This window comes from Alcanivorax hongdengensis A-11-3 (assembly GCF_000300995.1).
Classification (GTDB): Bacteria; Pseudomonadota; Gammaproteobacteria; order Pseudomonadales; family Alcanivoracaceae; genus Alcanivorax; species Alcanivorax hongdengensis.
On sequence record NZ_AMRJ01000006.1, the window covers coordinates 49,738 to 67,967 of the forward strand.

At 61.3% G+C, this 18,230-nt stretch carries 20 protein-coding genes; 8 read left to right on the forward strand and 12 right to left on the reverse strand.

The window, feature by feature from the left end; genetic code table 11:
- Window positions 1-47: 47 nt before the first annotated feature.
- Window positions 48-1,205, reverse strand: a complete 1,158-nt coding sequence (locus A11A3_RS05900; protein ID WP_008928361.1) for an acyl-CoA dehydrogenase family protein — start codon at window positions 1,203-1,205, stop codon at window positions 48-50.
- Between the two features lie 190 nt (window positions 1,206-1,395).
- Between A11A3_RS05900 and A11A3_RS05905 the strand changes: the two genes are divergently transcribed.
- From A11A3_RS05905 to A11A3_RS05920, 4 genes are all read left to right on the forward strand, one after another.
- The gene (locus tag A11A3_RS05905) at window positions 1,396-2,598 is read left to right on the forward strand and encodes a 3-oxoadipyl-CoA thiolase (protein WP_008928362.1); all 1,203 of its coding nucleotides are present in this window, start codon (window positions 1,396-1,398) and stop codon (window positions 2,596-2,598) included.
- Window positions 2,599-2,696: 98 nt separating this feature from the next.
- Window positions 2,697-3,866: an acyl-CoA dehydrogenase gene (locus tag A11A3_RS05910; RefSeq protein ID WP_008928363.1), complete on the forward strand. Its 1,170-nt coding sequence runs from the start codon at window positions 2,697-2,699 to the stop codon at window positions 3,864-3,866.
- Between the two features lie 87 nt (window positions 3,867-3,953).
- Window positions 3,954-4,412, forward strand: a complete 459-nt coding sequence (locus A11A3_RS05915; protein WP_008928364.1) for a MarR family winged helix-turn-helix transcriptional regulator — start codon at window positions 3,954-3,956, stop codon at window positions 4,410-4,412.
- An 89-nt stretch (window positions 4,413-4,501) separates the two neighbouring features.
- Window positions 4,502-4,930: an organic hydroperoxide resistance protein gene (locus A11A3_RS05920; RefSeq protein WP_008928365.1), complete on the forward strand. Its 429-nt coding sequence runs from the start codon at window positions 4,502-4,504 to the stop codon at window positions 4,928-4,930.
- Between the two features lie 332 nt (window positions 4,931-5,262).
- Here A11A3_RS05920 and A11A3_RS05925 read toward each other — a convergent pair whose 3' ends face one another.
- The 7 genes from A11A3_RS05925 to A11A3_RS05955 form a co-directional block, all read right to left on the reverse strand.
- Window positions 5,263-6,726, reverse strand: coding sequence for a DUF3336 domain-containing protein (locus A11A3_RS05925; RefSeq protein WP_008928366.1), 1,464 nt, complete (start codon window positions 6,724-6,726; stop codon window positions 5,263-5,265).
- 195 nt (window positions 6,727-6,921) lie between these two features.
- On the reverse strand, window positions 6,922-7,281 hold the full coding sequence (locus A11A3_RS05930; RefSeq protein WP_008928367.1) for a hypothetical protein: 360 nt from the start codon (window positions 7,279-7,281) through the stop codon (window positions 6,922-6,924).
- A 73-nt stretch (window positions 7,282-7,354) separates the two neighbouring features.
- Window positions 7,355-7,759 (reverse strand): roadblock/LC7 domain-containing protein, encoded by a 405-nt coding sequence (locus A11A3_RS05935; protein WP_008928368.1) that lies wholly within the window; start codon window positions 7,757-7,759, stop codon window positions 7,355-7,357.
- Window positions 7,756-8,316, reverse strand: coding sequence for a GTP-binding protein (locus A11A3_RS05940; protein ID WP_008928369.1), 561 nt, complete (start codon window positions 8,314-8,316; stop codon window positions 7,756-7,758). Before A11A3_RS05940 ends, A11A3_RS05935 begins: the two co-directional genes overlap by 4 nt.
- Before the next feature lie 2 nt (window positions 8,317-8,318).
- Window positions 8,319-9,266 (reverse strand): hypothetical protein, encoded by a 948-nt coding sequence (locus A11A3_RS05945; protein ID WP_157375390.1) that lies wholly within the window; start codon window positions 9,264-9,266, stop codon window positions 8,319-8,321.
- A 284-nt stretch (window positions 9,267-9,550) separates the two neighbouring features.
- The gene (locus tag A11A3_RS05950) at window positions 9,551-10,576 is read right to left on the reverse strand and encodes an AraC family transcriptional regulator (RefSeq protein WP_008928371.1); all 1,026 of its coding nucleotides are present in this window, start codon (window positions 10,574-10,576) and stop codon (window positions 9,551-9,553) included.
- A 9-nt stretch (window positions 10,577-10,585) separates the two neighbouring features.
- A complete protein-coding gene (locus A11A3_RS05955; protein WP_008928372.1) occupies window positions 10,586-11,278 on the reverse strand; it encodes an SIMPL domain-containing protein in 693 nt (230 codons plus the stop codon).
- Between the two features lie 117 nt (window positions 11,279-11,395).
- Between A11A3_RS05955 and apbC the strand changes: the two genes are divergently transcribed.
- Both apbC and dcd read left to right on the forward strand, forming a co-directional pair.
- The gene (gene apbC, locus A11A3_RS05960; RefSeq protein ID WP_008928373.1) at window positions 11,396-12,481 is read left to right on the forward strand and encodes an iron-sulfur cluster carrier protein ApbC; all 1,086 of its coding nucleotides are present in this window, start codon (window positions 11,396-11,398) and stop codon (window positions 12,479-12,481) included.
- 70 nt (window positions 12,482-12,551) lie between these two features.
- Window positions 12,552-13,121, forward strand: coding sequence for a dCTP deaminase (dcd, locus tag A11A3_RS05965; protein WP_008928374.1), 570 nt, complete (start codon window positions 12,552-12,554; stop codon window positions 13,119-13,121).
- On the opposite strand, the gene A11A3_RS05970 is transcribed toward dcd, so the two are convergent.
- Genes A11A3_RS05970 through purM form a run of 4 tightly spaced genes read right to left on the reverse strand, consistent with a single transcriptional unit; the run spans window position 13,102 to window position 16,219 of the window.
- Window positions 13,102-13,875 (reverse strand): DUF3108 domain-containing protein, encoded by a 774-nt coding sequence (locus A11A3_RS05970; protein ID WP_237738833.1) that lies wholly within the window; start codon window positions 13,873-13,875, stop codon window positions 13,102-13,104. The two genes, dcd and A11A3_RS05970, sit on opposite strands and share 20 nt — an antisense overlap.
- Complete coding sequence (locus tag A11A3_RS05975) at window positions 13,868-14,578, reverse strand: DUF3108 domain-containing protein (RefSeq protein ID WP_008928376.1); 711 nt, start codon at window positions 14,576-14,578, stop codon at window positions 13,868-13,870. Before A11A3_RS05975 ends, A11A3_RS05970 begins: the two co-directional genes overlap by 8 nt.
- Window positions 14,538-15,179 (reverse strand): phosphoribosylglycinamide formyltransferase, encoded by a 642-nt coding sequence (gene purN / locus A11A3_RS05980; protein ID WP_008928377.1) that lies wholly within the window; start codon window positions 15,177-15,179, stop codon window positions 14,538-14,540. The genes A11A3_RS05975 and purN overlap by 41 nt, the downstream gene beginning before the upstream one ends.
- Window positions 15,176-16,219, reverse strand: a complete 1,044-nt coding sequence (gene purM / locus A11A3_RS05985) for a phosphoribosylformylglycinamidine cyclo-ligase (protein ID WP_008928378.1) — start codon at window positions 16,217-16,219, stop codon at window positions 15,176-15,178. Before purM ends, purN begins: the two co-directional genes overlap by 4 nt.
- A gap of 176 nt (window positions 16,220-16,395) precedes the next feature.
- Here purM and A11A3_RS05990 point away from each other — a divergent pair, with 176 nt between their 5' ends.
- Both A11A3_RS05990 and hda read left to right on the forward strand, forming a co-directional pair.
- Window positions 16,396-17,448 carry a DUF2066 domain-containing protein gene (locus A11A3_RS05990; protein WP_008928379.1) on the forward strand — a complete coding sequence of 351 codons (1,053 nt, stop codon included), beginning with the start codon at window positions 16,396-16,398 and terminating at the stop codon, window positions 17,446-17,448.
- Window positions 17,448-18,137, forward strand: coding sequence for a DnaA regulatory inactivator Hda (gene hda / locus A11A3_RS05995; RefSeq protein ID WP_008928380.1), 690 nt, complete (start codon window positions 17,448-17,450; stop codon window positions 18,135-18,137). The genes A11A3_RS05990 and hda overlap by 1 nt, the downstream gene beginning before the upstream one ends.
- Window positions 18,138-18,230: the final 93 nt, after the last annotated feature.

Sequence of the window (18,230 nt, forward strand, 5' to 3'; positions counted from 1 at the left end):
CATGGATGGCGGGTTTCAATCTGTTGTCGGTGTGGCTCTCTGTCACTTCAGGCCGAGGCGGCCTGCCGGGCCAGCTCCCGGGCAATGACGATCTGTTGAATCTGGGTGGTGCCTTCATAAATGCGGAACAGGCGCACGTCCCGATAGAAACGTTCCACCGGATACTCGGCCATGTAACCGGCGCCGCCATGAATCTGCACCGCCCGGTCGGCCACACGCCCCACCATCTCCGAGCAGAACAGTTTACAGCAGGAGGCATCCAGGCTCACCCGTTCGCCACGGTCCTTGCTGCGCGCGGCTTCCAGTACCATGGACCGGCCGGCAAAGGCCTCGGCCCGGGAATCGGCCAGCATGGCCTGGATCAGCTGGTGCTCGATGATGGGTTTGCCAAACTGCTGACGTTCCATGGCGAAGGCCACCGCATCGTCGATCAGGCGCATGGCCACGCCCACACAGACAGCGGAAATATGCAGCCGCCCCCGGTCCAGCACCTTCATGGCGGTCTTGAAACCGAGCCCTTCCTGGCCACCGATGATATTGGCGGCCGGCACCCGGCAGTTGTCGAAAATGATGTCGCAGGTGTGGGCGCCTTTCTGACCCATCTTCACATCGGCCTTGCCGCGGGTAATACCCGGGGTATCGCCTTCCACGATAAAGGCACTGACACCGCCGCCGCCCGGGATGTCCGCATTGGTGCGAGCCATCACGGTGAACAGCCCGGCATGGGGGCCATTGGTAATAAAGCGTTTGGTGCCGTTGAGGATATAGTGCTCGCCATCCCTGCGGGCGCGGGTCTTTACCGCGCCGGAATCGGAGCCCACATCCGGTTCGGTCAGGCAGAAAGCGCCGATCACGTCGCCGGTGGCCAGTTGGGGCACATACCGCTGTTTCTGTTCTTCGGTGCCATCAATGAGAATGCCCTGGGCACCGATGCCGTTGTTGGTGCCCATCAGCGAGCGGAAGGCCGGGGAGGTGCGGCCCAGTTCAAAGGCCACCAGTACCTCCTCTTCCATGGTCAGGCCCAGGCCGCCGTATTGCTCGGGAATCGACAGGCCGAACAGCCCCATGGCCTTCATTTCGGCGATAATATCGTCGGGGATGGCATCATTCTCGGCCACCTGCTGCTCGGCGGGCACCAGGCGTTCGCGCACGAAGCGCGACAGGGTATCAATCAGCTGCTGGAGGGTTTCGGCATCACGAATCATGGTCGGGTCCGGCGGTCTTGGTAAGCGGTAAGGACACGGTGGCAAGCCTCTGGACAAGGGCGCCTTGCTTGCATCGCACTCTGTCACGGCCTATGCTGCCCGTCAAGTTTCAAAATAACATTCCGCACAGCGGACAAACCATGAAAAGGGGCACCCTCGTGATGAGGTGGCCCGGTTCCGGAGACCTGTCATGCTTGATGCCTATATCTATGATGGACTGCGCACACCCTTCGGTCGCCATGGCGGTGCCCTGGCGCCGGTGCGCCCGGACGACCTGCTGGCCGGCGTGATTCGCGAGCTGGTACAGCGCAATCCTTTCGAGCCCGGCCTTTATGAGGACGTGGTAATCGGCAATACCAATCAGGCCGGTGAAGATGCCCGTAACGTGGCCCGCCATGCCGGCCTGCTGGCCGGGCTGCCGGAATCGGTGGCGGGTATTACCGTCAACCGCCTGTGTGGCAGTGGCCTGGCCGCCACTCTGGACGCCGCCCGCATGGTCACCGTGGGCGAGGGCGAGCTGATTGTCGCGGGCGGCACCGAATCCATGAGCCGGGCGCCCTTTGTCATGGCCAAGGCGGACAAGGCCTATAGCCGTGATCTGCGCGTATTCGACAGCACCATCGGCGCCCGCTTTCCCAACCCGGCGATCCTGCAGCAGTTCGGCGGTGACAGCATGCCGGAAACGGCCCAGAACGTGGCCGATGAGCTGGGCATCAGCCGGGAGCAGGCGGATGCCTACGCGGCGCAATCCCAGCAGCGTTATCAGGCTGCACTTGAGCGCGGTTTCTTTGACAAGGAAATCCTGCCGGTGACAGTGCCCCAGGGCCGCAAGAAGGCGCCGCTGACCGTGGCCAGTGATGAACACCCCCGTGCCGGTACCACCGTGGAGGCGCTGGCACGTCTGCCGGCCATCGTCGAAGATGGCATCATCACCGCCGGTAATGCCTCCGGTGTGAATGATGGTGCGGCAGCCCTTATCATCGGTTCACGGGCCGCCGGCGAGACTGCCGGACTGGCGCCCCGTGCCCGCATTGTGGCCGGTGCCGTGGCCGGCGTGGCGCCGCGGGTCATGGGCCTGGGCCCGGTGGAGGCCTCGCGCAAGGCGCTGGCCCGGGCCGGCCTGACCCTGGCGCAGATGGATGTAATCGAAATCAATGAAGCATTTGCCGCCCAGGTATTGGGCTGTTGCCAGCAGCTGGGGCTGGCCGGTGATGATGCGCGCCTCAACCCCAATGGCGGTGCCATTGCCGTGGGTCACCCGCTGGGTGCCTCCGGGACTCGCCTGGCATTGACGGCGCTGCGCCAGCTGGAGCGTACGGATGGCCGTTATGCCCTGGTGAGCCTGTGTATTGGCGTGGGGCAGGGCGTCGCCATGGTGATTGAGAAGCAGTGAATAATTAATCGTGGATAGTTAATAACGAAAACCCCATAGGGTGAAGATTGCCTGAAAGCAATGTCCACCCTGCGGGAATGAATCGAACAGGATTGACGATGCAGACATTCGACTGGAAAGACCCGCTGTTGCTGGAATCCCTGCTCAGTGAAGACGAGCGCATGATCCGCGATGCGGCCCGGGATTACTGTCAGAGCAAGTTGATGACCCGGGTGCTGGAAGCCAACCGGCACGAGATTTTTCATCGCGAGATCATGAACGAAATGGGCGCGCTGGGGTTCCTTGGCCCGACCATTCCCGAGCAGTATGGTGGCGCCGGCGTGAATCACGTGAGCTACGGGCTGGTGGCCCGGGAAGTGGAGCGGGTGGATTCCGGTTACCGCTCGGCCATGAGCGTGCAGTCGTCGCTGGTGATGTTTCCCATCCATGCCTTTGGCAGTGAAACCGTGCGCCAGCAATACCTGCCGAAACTGGCCAGCGGCGAATGGGTGGGCTGTTTCGGGCTTACCGAGCCGGACCATGGCTCCGACCCGGGTTCCATGAGCACCCGCGCCAAAAAGGTGGATGGCGGCTATCTGCTCAATGGCGCGAAGACCTGGATTACCAATTCGCCCATTGCCGATGTGGCTGTGGTGTGGGCCAACCTGGACGGCAAGATCAACGGCTTTGTGGTGGAGCGCGGTTTCGAGGGTTTTACCACCCCCAAAATTGAAGGCAAGTTTTCCCTGCGTGCCTCCATCACCGGGCAGATCATGTTGGACGACTGTTTCGTGCCGGACGAAAACCGTCTGGACGTGGAAGGCCTGAAGGGCCCGTTCAGCTGCCTGAACAAGGCCCGCTACGGTATCAGCTGGGGCGCCATGGGCGCGGCGGAGTTCTGCTGGCATGCCGCCCGTCAGTACACCCTGGACCGCAAGCAGTTCGGCCGGCCCCTGGCCGCTACCCAGCTGATCCAGAAGAAACTGGCGGACATGCAGACCGAAATCACCCTGGGCCTGCAGGGCGCCCTGCAGCTGGGCCGCCTGATGGATAGCGGCCAGTGGGCCCCGGAGATGGTGTCCCTGATGAAGCGCAACAACTGTGGCAAGGCCATCGACATTGCCCGCCAGGCCCGTGACATGCATGGCGGCAACGGCATCAGCGACGAGTATCACGTGATCCGCCACGTGATGAACCTGGAAGCGGTGAACACCTATGAAGGAACGCATGATGTGCACGCGCTGATCCTGGGCCGGGCCCAGACCGGCTTGCAGGCTTTTGCCGGTTAGCCGGGGCGAGCCACTGAGCCCTGGCGATCAGTCGGGCGGCATGGAGTGTCGCTTGCTATTAAATAGTGCGCTATGTAATATGCCGTCATGAATGATGATGATTCCACTGCGGACTCCTGGTTAAAGCTGGACCTGCAGGTCTGCTTTGCGCTGTATTCCGCCCAGTTGGCCATGAGCAAGGTCTATCGCAAGCTCCTCAAGGAGCTTGGCCTGACCTATCCCCAGTATCTGGTGATGCTGGTGCTGTGGGAGCGGGATCGCCAGTCCGTCTCTGAAATTGGTGAGCGGTTGTTTCTGGATTCGGCAACACTGACCCCTTTGCTCAAACGGCTGGAAAACGCTGGCCTGATAGGCCGGCAGCGCAGTCGCCCGGATGAGCGTCAGGTGGAGGTGACATTGACAGCGACAGGGCGGGCACTGCGGCAAAAGGCTGAAGGCGTGCCGGAGGCGGTGCTCTGCGCCAGTCATTGCCGCCCGGAAGAGCTTGTGCAATTGCGCGATGAGTTGCACAGCTTGCGTCAGCGTCTGGACAATGCGCCGTCCTGATTAATATCCGGCAGGGCGTGCCCTGCCTTTTTATGGATTATTTAAATAGTGCGCTATTTAATAGCGCAGAATTAAAGAAGGAGTCGATCATGAAACTGGAAAAAGTGCTTTATGAAGCCAAGGCAACCGCCACCGGTGGCCGTGACGGCCGCGCCCACAGTGACGATGGGCAGCTGACAGTGAAACTGGCAACCCCCAAGGCCCTGGGCGGTGCCGGAGGCGATGGGACCAACCCCGAGCAGCTGTTTGCCGCGGGCTATTCCGCCTGTTTTCTGGGGGCGCTGAAACTGGTGGCGGGCAAGGCGAAGGTTACCTTGCCCGAAGATACCGCCATTACCGGCCAGGTGGGCATTGGCCCGCAGGGCGCCGGCTTCGGCATCCAGGCGACACTCAATGTCCATGTCCCGGGTCTGGAGCAGTCCCAGGCGGAAACACTGGTGGACAAGGCTCACCAGGTTTGCCCGTACTCCAACGCCACGCGCAACAACATTGATGTGCATCTGGTGGTGACGGTCTGAGAGTAGAATAATCCGGCCACAAAAAAGGCAGCGCAAGGCGCTGCCTTTTTTATTCCGTCGGGCCTTTAGGGCCTGTTCACACTACCGAGAAGGCACCTGTTGAGTCCCAAACCCCGCCAATCTAGGCATGAGGAGCGCAGTTTGGTGACTCCAAATAAGTGACGAATAACAACGAGTGGCGGGTTTTGGGGCTCAACCCGAAGGGCTGATCCCTTTTTCCGCCCAGCAGCGCCACGCGCTATTTATGTAGAATGACTACATGACACATCGCCTGACACCACTGGACGAAAAAATGCATTCAGCAGGAGCCGTCTCAGTAGTGTGAACAGGCCCTAGTTGGCCACGGCGGAAATCTGGGCGCGGTCCAGCATGCGCTCTTCCTGCTGATCCAGCCGTGCCAGGCAGGTCTGGAAGGTGCGGCTGATGCAGGTGGTGTTGGCCACCATGCTGATCTTCGGCCAGGTGGCCTGTTCGCCACGCTGGATAAAGTTGCTCACGTCTTCCAGGGTCGGGTTGGCCAGGGTACGCAGTACGTTCATGGGCTGGCGCGGCGGAATCATGTTGATATCGCCCACGTATTTCTGGGTCACCATGCTCTTGGCCTTTTCGATCATCAGGCCCAGGTCGTTGGACTCCACACGCCGTTGCACCAGGTTTAGCCCGTAGCGCAGGTTCATGGATACATTGCGCAGGCCCCAGTCCGCCACCAGGCTCATGCTGCTGCTGTTATCGGTGCGGGACAGGAAAGGCACCACATGGGGGTTGGTCTGGCTGACGATGGAGTGGTTGACGCCATACAGTCGGGCCAGCCGGCGAATCGGCAGATCATCGTAAATGGAACCGTCCACGAATTTGCGCCCGGGAATATAGGGAACCCGTTCGCCGTCCATATTCTTGGCCCACAGGGATACCGGCGGGTAGATGCCGGGAATCGCACAGGACGCCAGAGACGCCTTGCGAATTAGTACGTTCGGTGAAGTGCGGTGGTTCAGCAGCCGGGCATGCTGGTTGCGGTCATAGGGGCTGACGGTGATATTGATTTCCCGGCCGGTATGGCGGTAGGCCTCTTCGAAGGTCATGTCGTGGATGTTTTCTTCCAGACAGGCTTCCAGATGGTCGCCATCCAGCACCGGCGTGCCGCGCAGCAGGCCTTTCCAGCCGATCACCTTGAAGGCTTCCAGGTAAATGTTTTCCGGTTCCAGCTTGCGCCGTAGCTCTTCGTCATTGTGGGTGCCGAGCACGCTGGCGATGATGCTGCCGGCGCTGGAGCCGGAAATCACCGAAGGCAGCAGGCCCTGTTCCCACAGGCAGCGGGCCACGCCGATATGGAAGAGTCCGAGAGCGGCGCCGCCGGACAGCATCAGGCAGCTGCGGCCAAAGGCGTCACCGGTGGTGGAAAAGAAATCGAGCTTTTCCTTGAGACCGAAATCCGGGGTTTTTACATCACAGAGGAATTCCAGTGCGGTACACACCTCGGTGAGATAATTCTCGATCAGGCGTTTGGTGCCCACCCGGCTCTGCTGATAAAGACGCGGGTTGGAAATATTACCCAGGTTGCCATGCAGGCCTTCATGCAGGTGAAAGACCAGCTTGTTCACGTCATTGCGTTCACGGGCCTGGCGGATCTGCCAGAGCCGGTTACGGATCAGTTCGTAGTCGTAATGGGGTGAGCGGTCGATTTCCTTCCACTCATCCGCGCCGGACAGGCGATCATGCTCGGCACTGGCCTCGTACCACTGTTCATAGGTGGTGGCGTGCTCGATATCCCGTTCCAGCTGCTTGAGGGTTGCCTTCATGCAAACACTCCCCGGGGTCTTTTGTTGTCATCGTTGGATGTCAGTATAGCCACGGGAGAGGGTAAGGCAGAGTACTTTGTCGGACAAATGTCCCCGTTCGAGCGGTTCAGCTAGTAATTTTTACGTAAATATTTGCATTCATGCACGGGGAAAAGGCGGCGGGCCTGACAGACCCGCCGGAGCGAGGAGTGGGCGTCAGACGGTCAGCGTGGACTCCACTTCCTGGCAGGCACGGCGGGCCAGGGCCAGATTGGACTTGCCCTTGTCCAGCACCAGATAGACGAACAGTCCTTCTTTGGAGGCCACAGGGCGGATGATGTGATACTGGGAACCGAGAGTAATGAGAATGTCCTCAATCTGTTCATTAAGGCCCAGTGATTTCATGGTCTTGAGTTTGGCGCGGACCACCTCGGTGTTGCCGGCGGCGGCCAGCTCCAGATCCAGACCGGTGCCTTCCTGACCCAGCACCATGCCGCTATTGGCATCGACAATAGCGGTACACATGGCACCGTCGGGTTGCAGCAGGGCGGAAAGACTTTCTTTGACATTAGCCATGGTAATTCTCCTTGGGAATAACTTCTTTAACGTTCAGGTTCAGTAAGTGATGCAAAACGCATCGAGTGGTTGTTTATTTCTTCAGTTGTTTTTCCAGGCTCAAACAGCAGTTCTTGGCTGCCCACAACAGTTGCCCGAGAATGGACGCGTCGTTGGCGACCACCGCCAGTGACATTGGTGGGGAGACATTGGGCACCTCCATCACCGCGACCACGCCTTGCTCCGATTCCACAATCAGGCGACTGCATTCCTTGAGGCTGGCTTCCTTGGCGATGGCGGAGCCGATGGCCGCCAGGGAGCTGCCCATTGCTGCCAGTTTGCTGGCACTTTCCTTGTCCAGTTTCAGGGCGGCGACTTCGAAACCGTCACTGGTCAACAGCACGGCAGAGGTCACGCCCTTGGTGGTTTCTCCAAATTTTTCAAGTTGTTTCTGGGCCAGTGAGGTGGCGACTTTCCCCAGCGGGGATTCCGACTTCATGCTTCCATTCTCCCGGTGTCATTGGCTTCGATAAGGCAAAGCAGAGCATCAACCAAAAGCAGTACGTCATCGTGTTTGCGAACGTCCGCATCGAAAATCGGCAGAGCGATGCCGCGCTGCTCCAGCTTCATGGCCAGGCGCTCCAGACGGCTGTGGTCGTCTTCGGGAAGCCGGCCGACACCTACCACCATGGGTAAGGTGCGACCTTCGCCAAACGCCTGTACAAAATGCTCAAGATGCTGTTCCAGTTCCTGGTGTTCGCCGTTGAGCAGCACGATGACGCCGGCGGCGTTTTTCATCAGGATCGGCCACATGAAGCGGAAACGCTCCTGCCCCGGGGTGCCATAGAGGCGAACGCAGCTGCCATCGGGAAGGGCGATCTGCCCATAATCCAGAGCGGCGGTGGTCAGCTCTTTCTCGCACTGATCAAGGTCGGTATTGATCACATCGGTGGAAACCGCAGCCTGGTCGCTGATGGCGGAAATGGCGGTGGTTTTGCCGGCGCCCATGGGGCCGGTGAAGAGAATCTTGAATTCGTTGCTGGCAATCGTATCCATGATTAACTGCTCAATCCCAGACGGCTTCGAAGTCCCCGGATCAGTGATCCGAAGCGACCGTTCTCATTGACGTTGGTGACTTGTGGTGCCGGTGCCGGGGCATTGGAATCACTGATCAGCAGATTGCTCATGGAGCAGGCGCTGAGGAAACGATCCAGTTGCCCGGCGTTGCACTGTGCGTGCTCGAGCAGCTGCTCACGGCCGCAGGCCTGGCGAGTCAGCAGGGCACACAGGGACAGGTAGACCCGGTCACTTCTGACGGTGCCGAAATTGGGCCAGCGCTTGAGCTTGAACTGGCCGGCCGGTGCCAGCCACGGGGCCAGAGCCTCGTGGGCATGCTGGGCGGTGAACCAGGCGAGCTCGAAGATGGGACGTCGTGCCAGCTGGTTGCTGATCGGATCATTGACCTCTTCCAGCGCGGACAGTGACAGGTCCTTGCTGCGTAGCTGTTGATGCAGGCCGGGGTCGATGTAATAGCAGCCGGAGGCCGGGGCCACATAAAGATGGCCCTGGGCGCCGCGAGAACGATACAGGCTGTCATCGTTGGCAGGTGCTTCCAGCAGATTTTTCAGGGAATGGCCAAAGGTTTCATCCTGCGGCTTGTCGGCCGGGGCTTTCGCCCGGGTCGCGGAGGCCGTGTCGCCAAGCGCGCTGGAAATGTCTTCCAGCACACCGATCAGCTGCATCACCCGGAAGGGGTGGGGCAGGGTGTAGCGAGCGGCGGGACGGGCCTCGGTATTGTGGTAGACCACCACGCAGGGTTTGTCCCCGTTTTCCCAGTGTTTGCGATTGGCGCCGCCATCATGGGCGACAAAGAGAACATCCGCGTCATCGGGCTCCGATTGTGTCCAGCCGACGCTGGAGCGGCCATCCATGATTTTCAGCATGGACAGGCAGGCGCTGGTGGTATCGGCACCCAACCCTACAAAAGCAAGCCGTCGATTTGTCATTGTGCTTTCCCTGCCCGTCGTGCCTGGCTGCTTCCAGGTGGCGATGGACCTCTCCATCGTGCTGTGGTTATCCCCGGTGGACCCGAGCGGCGTACCGTTTCGTGATCCGTATAACGTTTTTTTAGTGAACCGGGCCCGGTGGCTGCAAAGGGAAAGCGATGAGCGGGCGTGAATGGGGAGTGAAAGTTACGTCGGAAGGCAGGCCCCACCATATTTGTTACAAGTCATCGGCGAATGTCTCCCTCAAGTGAAGGAAATCGACCTTGCTGTTTGTAGGAAAAGGCTTACAGGGCGGCGGGGCGAGAACGGAACTGGCCCGGGGTCTGGCCGGTATGGCGTTTGAAGCTGCGCTGGAAGGAACGAATGTCGGAATAGCCCAGGGCTTCGGCGATCTCCGACTGGGGTAGCTGGGTGGTCTGCAGCAGTTGCCGGGCGTGTTGCAGGCGCACGTCATCCAGTAACTGTTGCCAGGTGACCTGTTCGTCAGCCAGCCGTCGGTGCAGGGTACGAATGTTCATGCCCAGACGCTCTGCCACCTGATCCTTGCGGGGCAGGGTGCGCCCCATGGCGTCGTCGATACACTGCCTGACCCGCTGACTCAGGCTGGTGGCCACGCCCAACTGGTTGAGGCGCTCCACCGCGTGGGCTTCCAGGGTGGACAGCAATAACGGGTCCGGCTGGGTGAGCGGATGCGCCAGCAGCCCGCTATCGCCGACCAGGGCAGAGCAGGGCTGGTCAAACAGCACATCACAGAGGAAGACGCGCCGGTATTCCGCCAGCAGGGCCGGGTCCTGCGGGGCGGAATGCTCCAGCCAGACCTGGCTGGGTGCCAGTTGCTCGTTGGCGGTCAGCCAGCGGGCGTAACACAGCCAGGAGCTGAGCACATTCTCCACCAGATGCCGGCGGGCCGGTGCCGGGTAGCAGCAGGACCAGATGATCATGGCCTGGTCATTGTCCAGGCGGGTCTCGGTGGTGCCCATGTCGCCGACCAGCCGTTCATAGAGGCTGACCTTGGAGAGGGCTTCCAGCAGGGTGCCGGCACTCATGGCAATATAGCCAATCACGTTATAGGAGCCGGGCTGGATAAAGGCACTGGTATGCAGACCGAACAGGGGATCGGCGGACTGCTGGATCAGGTTTTCCAGCAGCTGCTGGAAGGCGCGGCCCGGCAGGCGCGCTTCCGGTTGCTGTACCAGTTCCTCCGGCAGCCCGGCATGGTCTAGCGCCGCTGCCGTATCCAGCCCGATGGCATCGCCATGGGCCAGGTACTGTTTCAACGCGGCGCTGCAGATTTCCCCCAGATCGGTCATGCCCGGTCTTTACTCCAGCTCGAAGGTGACCTGGACCTGGGCGGTGATGTCGGTCTCCCCGGCGCGGTAGCTTTCCGTGGCGGCATCCTTGGCCCGAGCCATCATCATCACCGGATGCGGGGCACTGGTGCCCTGTACATCAATGCGGATGGCCTTGCCGACACTGCGGTCGGCAGCGTCCGCGGCGACCTCGGCCTGTTGGCGGGCATCCTGCACGGCCTTTTTCAGGGCTCGCTGACTCAGGGCATGTTCATTGCTTACCTCGCTACCGGCCGGGCGGATATCCTTGACGTGCTGTTTGGCCAGGCCATCCAGCAGGCGGGCATAGGTCTCCAGGCCCTTGACCCGGAAGGTCACGTCGCGGCTGACTTCATGGCCGATCAGTTTGCGTTCCGGCTGGTATTGCCACTGGGGGCTGATGCGCAGGGTACTGGCGGTGACCTGCTTTTCCTCGATATCCAGGTCGTCGGCCAGCTCCAGCATGCGGTCCACCTGGCTATCGACCCGCTCTTTCATGGCATCAATATCATCGCCTTGCTGACGGGCGGTGGCGACCACACTGAAGATGTCCGGCTGTGCGCTGACCTTGCCGGTACCGGACACACTGATACTGTCCGCGGCCCGGGTAGTATGGTTATCCGAGCAGCCGGTCAGTGCCAGGGCGGCGACCAGCAGGGAAGACAGGACGGCGGTGTTACGCATGGATTGGCTCCTTGTTGTGCCTTTGTTGTGGCGGCAATCAGGCCGCGCTGAGTACGCAAGGGGTTTTTCAGCAGCCTGCTAGCCCCTATCATCGCACCTCGCGTTAGGGAGGCAACAATGAATACAGTCGAGCAGGCCATTCGACAACAGCTGGCCACTATTGTGCCGGACGATCTCGGTGTCGATCTGGTAAGCGCCAATACGGTGCAGGATCTGCAGATCAGTGACCAGCAGGTAACCCTGCGCGTGGTGCCCGGTTATCCCATGGCCAGCCAGCAGGCCGCGCTGGAAGCGCAGATCGAGCAGGCGCTGGCGCCGGTTCTGGAGGGGCGAAGCCTGGCCCTGGAGGTGGGGTTTGCCGTGGCGGCCCATCGCAGCCAGCACAGTATGCCGTCCCTGGACCAGGTGGCCAACGTGATTGCCATTGCGTCCGGCAAGGGCGGAGTGGGCAAGTCCACCACCACCATGAATCTGGCGTTGGCCCTGCAGGCCGAGGGGGCCAGGGTGGGCGTACTGGATGCGGATGTATTCGGTCCCAGCCTGCCGCTGATGCTGGGCAAGCCGGAAGGCACGCGCCCCCAGGTGCGTGACGGCAAGCAGTTTGTGCCGGTGGACGCCTTTGGCCTGCAGACCATGTCCATGGGCTATCTGACCACCAAGCAGACGCCGGTGGTGTGGCGCGGGCCCAAGGCCAGTGGCGCTCTGGTGCAGATGATGGAGCAGACGCTCTGGCAGGATCTGGATTATCTGCTGGTGGATCTGCCGCCGGGCACCGGCGATATCCAGCTGACCCTGGCCCAGAAAATCCCGGTGGCCGGCGCCGTGGTGGTGACCACGCCCCAGGACATTGCCCTGCTGGATGCGGTCAAGGGCGTGGAAATGTTCCGCAAGATGGATATCCGCGTGCTGGGGGTTGTGGAGAACATGGCCGTGCATATCTGTAGCCAGTGCGGGCATCATGAGAATGTGTTCGGCCAGGGCGGCGGTGCCCGGCTGGCCGAGGATTATCACACCGAATTGCTGGCGGGGCTGCCCCTGTCACTGGCGATCCGTGAGCAGGCCGATAGCGGTGAACCGCTGGTTCAGGCCCTGCCCGGCAGTGAAGAAGCGGCCCTTTACCGTCAGGCCGCCCGGCGCATGGCCGCCCGGCTTTCCCTGACCGAGGCCGGTCAGCGGGCCTTCCCGAAAATTACCCAACACTAGGCCGGCTCAGGTAGTATGACTGGCTTGCAACTTGCCGGGGCCGCCCGGAACAGAACATCAAGAGGCTGGTATGACAATCAAATCGGATCGCTGGATTTCACGCATGGCAATGGAGAAGGGCATGATCGAGCCTTTCCAGGCTGGCCAGATCCGCGCGGATGAAAACGGCAACAAGCTGATTTCCTATGGGGTATCCAGCTACGGTTACGATGTGCGCTGTGCCGACGAGTTCAAGGTGTTTACCAACATCCATTCGGCTACGGTGGACCCGAAGAACTTCGACGAGAAGAGCTTCGTGGACATCAAGGGAGATTACTGCATCATCCCGCCCAACTCTTTCGCGTTGGCACGCACGGTGGAATATTTTCGCATTCCCCGCAATGTGCTGACAGTTTGCCTGGGCAAGTCCACCTACGCGCGTTGCGGCATCATCGTCAATGTCACGCCGCTGGAGCCCGAGTGGGAAGGGCACGTGACACTGGAATTTTCCAACACCACCACGCTGCCGGCGAAGATTTACGCCAACGAGGGCGTGGCGCAAATGCTGTTCTTCGAGTCCGACGAAATTTGCGAAACGTCCTATCTGGATCGCGGTGGCAAATACCAGGGCCAGCGCGGCGTTACTCTGCCCCAGGCCTAGTCTTTTTCGCCTGATCTTCTGCTGCCGCGGCCCGCTCTTCCAGTGTCGGGCCGTGGTAGTCGATCATGATCATTTCCGCTTTCAGGAAAGTACTCTCGATGTGCTTGGCCTTGACTACCATGTAGTCAAGATCCGGTGCCACCCAGAACAGGGTACGACGTTTTTTCTTGCTGTCGCCGGTACGGCGGTTTTCCACCACCAGGGTGTCCACCTTGCCCAGTGGGGTATCAATCTTTTCCCGGTCAATGACTACGAAATGGTGGGTGCGCAGGTCATCGCCATAGGCGCTGGTGACAGTATATTCCTTGTCGCCGGTGGCAAACACGCAGCGCCCCCGCAGCAGGATGGTCAGTTCATCCAGGGTGTCATCGGCAATGTCCATGCTGGCCGCATCGTCTTCGGATTCATTGTGAACCCGGGGCGGATCCCACTGGAACTGCATGTGGTGATAGCGGTGCTGGCCGAAGCCGTCGAACTCATGGACGTAACGGTCGGTGCGCGGCTGACAATCGTTCCAGTAAAAGTAGCTCTCTTCCTTGTTGGTGAGCAGGAAGGATTTGGCTTTGAGCAGCATGTGGTAGTAGTCGGGTTTACCGGCGGGTTCCAGCACCAGATCTGCCTTGACCGGGGTCGGCAGTTTGTTCACGTAGATGCGGAATTCGGCGGCAAATGGCGCCAGGGGCTCGCTGTAGGCACTCAGGCTGGACAGCAGCAGGGCAATCAACAGGGCAATGCGCATAGGTGGCTCAGTCATCCGTGAGAGTCATGGTGTGGGTGCCATCGGCATTTTGCTGGACCAGCTGAACCAGTGCAAAACCTCTCTGCGGGGCAAACCACATATACGTCTGGCGGTCGCTATCTGCCTCGCGCTGGCGTTGCACCTTGACGGTCTTGATGCGCGTATCGCCCAGCTCCAGGGTTTCATGGCCCACTACCTGGAAACGCTCGGTCTGCAATTTTCGCTCGTCAGCCACCGGTAACGTGATGTCGGTTTTGCCCTGTTGCAGTTCGCATTGCAGAGCCAGTGTCAGTGACAGCTGGTCCGTGGCGGTTTCGCGCACCGGATAACTGCGATCGGCCTTGCCGCTGCGCTCGCTCACCGCCACGCCGGTTTCCTGATTGATATGCACTTCGGCTTTTTTGACTCGCCCCAGTCCCTTGCGCATGTAGCCGTAATAACTGGTTTGTGGCGTGCAGCCGTCCCAGCTGAACAGGGCGGTTTCGCGAATTTCGCCGAGCCAGTTCCTGGCGTGGACCTGCATCTCCCAGAGCCCGTCGCGGACCGGCGACAGGGTGCGTGTGGCGTCGATGGTGAAGGGAATGCCCTGGCTTTTCAGCCGGTAGTGTTCGGTGAAGGCGGCCACCGGCGAGTCGGCCAGGGCCGGACTGCCGAAGGCCATGCTGATGATCAGCAGGCTAAAGGTGCTGGTAACCCTGTTTCGGTAAAGGCTTGCCATCCAGTAACACTCCCTCGTCGGTCAGGCTGAGTCGTTGTTGTGCTCGCCATTGCAGTACCAGCGGATAGAGCTGGTGTTCGCATTGTTGTACCCGATTGGACAGGGTTTGCGCCGTATCGTTCGCGGTCACCGCGATGGGCGCCTGGGCGATCAGTGGCCCGCCATCCAGTTCCTCGGTGACGAAGTGAATGGAGCAGCCATGCTCCGTGTCGCCGTCTTCCAGTGCCCGCTGATGGGTATGCAGGCCACGGTGGCGGGGCAACAGGGAGGGGTGAATGTTGAGCAGTCGGCCGGCGTAATGACGCACAAACAGCGGCGAGAGAATCCGCATGAAGCCGGCCAGAACCACGGTATCCGGACGATAGGGATCAATGGCGTCGATCATGGCCTGGTCAAAGGCCTCGCGACTGTCGAACTGGCGGTGATCCAGGGTCACGGTATCAATGCCGGCCTGGTGGGCACGGTCCAGCCCGCCCACATCCGGGCGGTTGGACAGTACCAGTACCGTTTCGGCATCCAGCTGCCCGGCTTGGCAGGCATCAATAATGGCTTGCAGATTGGTGCCGGACCCGCTGATCAGCACCACCAGACGGTGGCTCACTCCGCCAGACCCTCCAGTACCACGTCCGGCTCGCCGTCACCGGCCTGGATGTCGCCGATCACGAATGGCTTCTCGCCTTCCGCTTCCAGCAGGGCAATGGCCTGGTCCACCTGTTCGGCGGGAACGGCGATTACCATCCCCACACCGCAGTTGAAGGTGCGGTACATTTCGAAGGCGGGCACCTGGCCTTCCTTCTGCAGCCACTGGAACACCGGCGGGAAATCCCAGCTGCGGGTGTCGATCACGGCCCGGGTATTGTCCGGCAGGACCCGCGGCAGGTTTTCCGGCAGGCCGCCGCCGGTGATGTGGGCCAGGGCGTGGACCGGTAGCTGCTCGATCAGCTTGAGCAGCGGCTTCACGTAGATGCGGGTGGGTTCCAGCAGGTGCTCGATCAGGGGCTTGCCGTCCAGTTCCACATCACTGTCGGCCTGCGCCATGATGCGGCGGATCAGGGAATAGCCGTTGGAGTGGGGGCCGGAGGCTGCCAGCGCGATCAGCTTGTCACCAACCTGGACGCGGCTGCCGTCCAGCACGCCGTCCTTTTCCACCACGCCGACGCAGAAGCCGGCCAGGTCATAGTCTTCGCCTTCGTACATGCCGGGCATTTCCGCGGTTTCCCCGCCGATCAGGGCGCAGCCGGCCAGCTCGCAGCCTTCACCGATGCCGGTGACCACACTGGCGGCGGTGTCCACATCCAGCTTGCCGGTGGCGTAGTAGTCGAGGAAGAACAGCGGTTCGGCCCCGCCGACCACCAGATCGTTGACGCACATGGCCACCAGGTCGATACCGACCTTGTCGTGGCGGTTATGGTCGATGGCCAGACGCAGCTTGGTGCCCACCCCGTCAGTACCGGCTACCAGTACCGGCTGTTTGTAGCGGGCGGGCAGCTCGCACAGGGCGCCGAAGCCGCCCAGACCGCCCAGCACTTCCGGGCGTCGGGTCCGCTTGGCGACGGGGGCAATGCGCTTTACCAGCTCGTTGCCGGCATCAATGTCGACACCGGCGTCACGGTAGGTCAGTGGCCGTTTCTGATCGGTCATGGTGGGCTCCGGATAAGAGAAGGCGCGTATTCTAGCAATCGCCCTGCGCGCTGGAAACTGCATGGAGCGAATGAACCGGGGTTATTCAGGGTGGTCGCAATAGGTGATAATGTTGCGCCTTCAATTCTGGCCGGGATTTGGAACACATGTATCGTTGGTTGTTGGTGGGACTTTTGATGTGGCTGGCGCTGCCGGCCGGGGCGGATTCTCTGGACAGTGTCGAGTTGCCGGTGGCGGACAGCAGCCAGTCGGCGCTTCAGGACGCGCTCAGGGAAGGGCTGGATACGCTGATTGTGCGTATCACCGGCCAGAGCGCCATTGATGGCCTGCCGGGGGTGGATGAAGCCCGTGAAGACCCGTCCCGCTGGGTGAGCAGCTATCATTATGAAAGCAGTGACCGGCTGGCGGCCCGTTATGATCTGGGTGGGCTGACCCGCTTTCTGGAAGTCCGGGGCGCGCCGATCTGGAGCATGCCGCGCCCGGCATCGGTGATCTGGCTGGTGGATCAGGGCAGTGGGCAGGGGCAACTGGTGACCCGTGACGGCCCGGATTTTGCCGCCCTGCAGGGGGCGGCCCGGCGCCGCGGCCTGCCGCTGGTCTACCCGAGCTGGGATGAGCAGGATCAACAGTCCCTGGCGCTGGCGGATATCCGCGGCCGTTTTGATGACCGTATTGCCGACGCCTCCCGTCGTTACCAGGCTGATCTGACCGTGGCCGCAGTGCTCTATCCGGGTAGCCAGGTGCGCGCCCGCTGGCGGGTGCTGCAGGGCGACCACAGCCTGGAGCAGGGGCAATCCCGGGGCGCTGACACTGATCAGGCGATCGCCGCCATGGTCGATGACATCAGCAATGCGCTGGCCAAACGCTATAGCGTACGTACTGGCAGTCGCGAAGATCGCAGTGAGCTGCGGGTTCAGCATGTGGCCAGCCTGGCCGCCTGGCAGACCCTGCAGAACTACCTGGAGGACATGACCGGCATGCGTCAGGTGCAGCTCTATCAGGTGGATGGCCAGCAATATACTTTCCGACTGGATTATGCTGCCAGTGACAGCCAGCTGCGCCGGCAACTGGACCTGTTGCCGCAGATTCGCGCCTGCCAGGCGCCGGCCGCTGAGCCGGCTCAAGCCCCGTCCGCACCGGCCGATAGCAATGGCGCCAGCTCTCAGGAACAGGCCCCGGCCACCGCCGCCCAGGCGGCCCCCCCGTTGTCCTACTGCTGGCAATCCTGATGCCCTCACAGCTTCCCCTGGCCCTGCAGCTTAGAGAAGGGCACGAACTGGGTAACTTTCTGGCCGGCGGCAACGGTGCCGCCCTGGCCGGTGTCCGCGAAGTGGTGGCCGGCGATGATCGTCAGGCCTTTATCTGGGGGGCGGCCGGAGAGGGCAAGAGCCACTTGCTGGAAGGCGCTGTCCGCGAAGCCCAGCAGCGGGGCGAGGATGCCTGCCTGCTGCCCGCCGAGGAAATCAAGCCGCTGGTCCCCGCCGTGCTGGAATCCATGGAACAGTTCGATCTGTTGGCGCTGGACGACTGCCAGCTGTTCGCCGGGGATGCGGGCTGGGAGGAGGCCCTGTTCCATCTCTATAACCGCCTGATGGCCAGGGGCGGGCGCCTGCTGGTCAGTGCCGATGCCTCTCCGGGGGCGCTGGGCCTGTTGTTGCCGGACCTGGCTACCCGCCTGGCCGCCGGGCCGGTCTACCGCTTGCAGCCGCTGGACGAACAGGCCCTGCAGGCCCTGCTGATGGACCGTGCCAGAGCCCGCGGCCTGCGGTTGGAGAAAGAGGTGGCGCACTACATTATTTTGCGTAGCGAGCGCTCCGCCGGCGCCCTGGTGCAGCTGCTGGAGCAGCTCGACCGCCTGGCCATGGCCCAGCAACGCTCACTGACAATACCCTTTGTCAAGGATGCCCTTGGATGGTAAAAAGGGGCGCTTACAATTAGTAAACAGTTATATACGGGACTTGGCGCTATGATTTCCCGTTGATTACAATTGCTTACGTACCAGTACAAACCA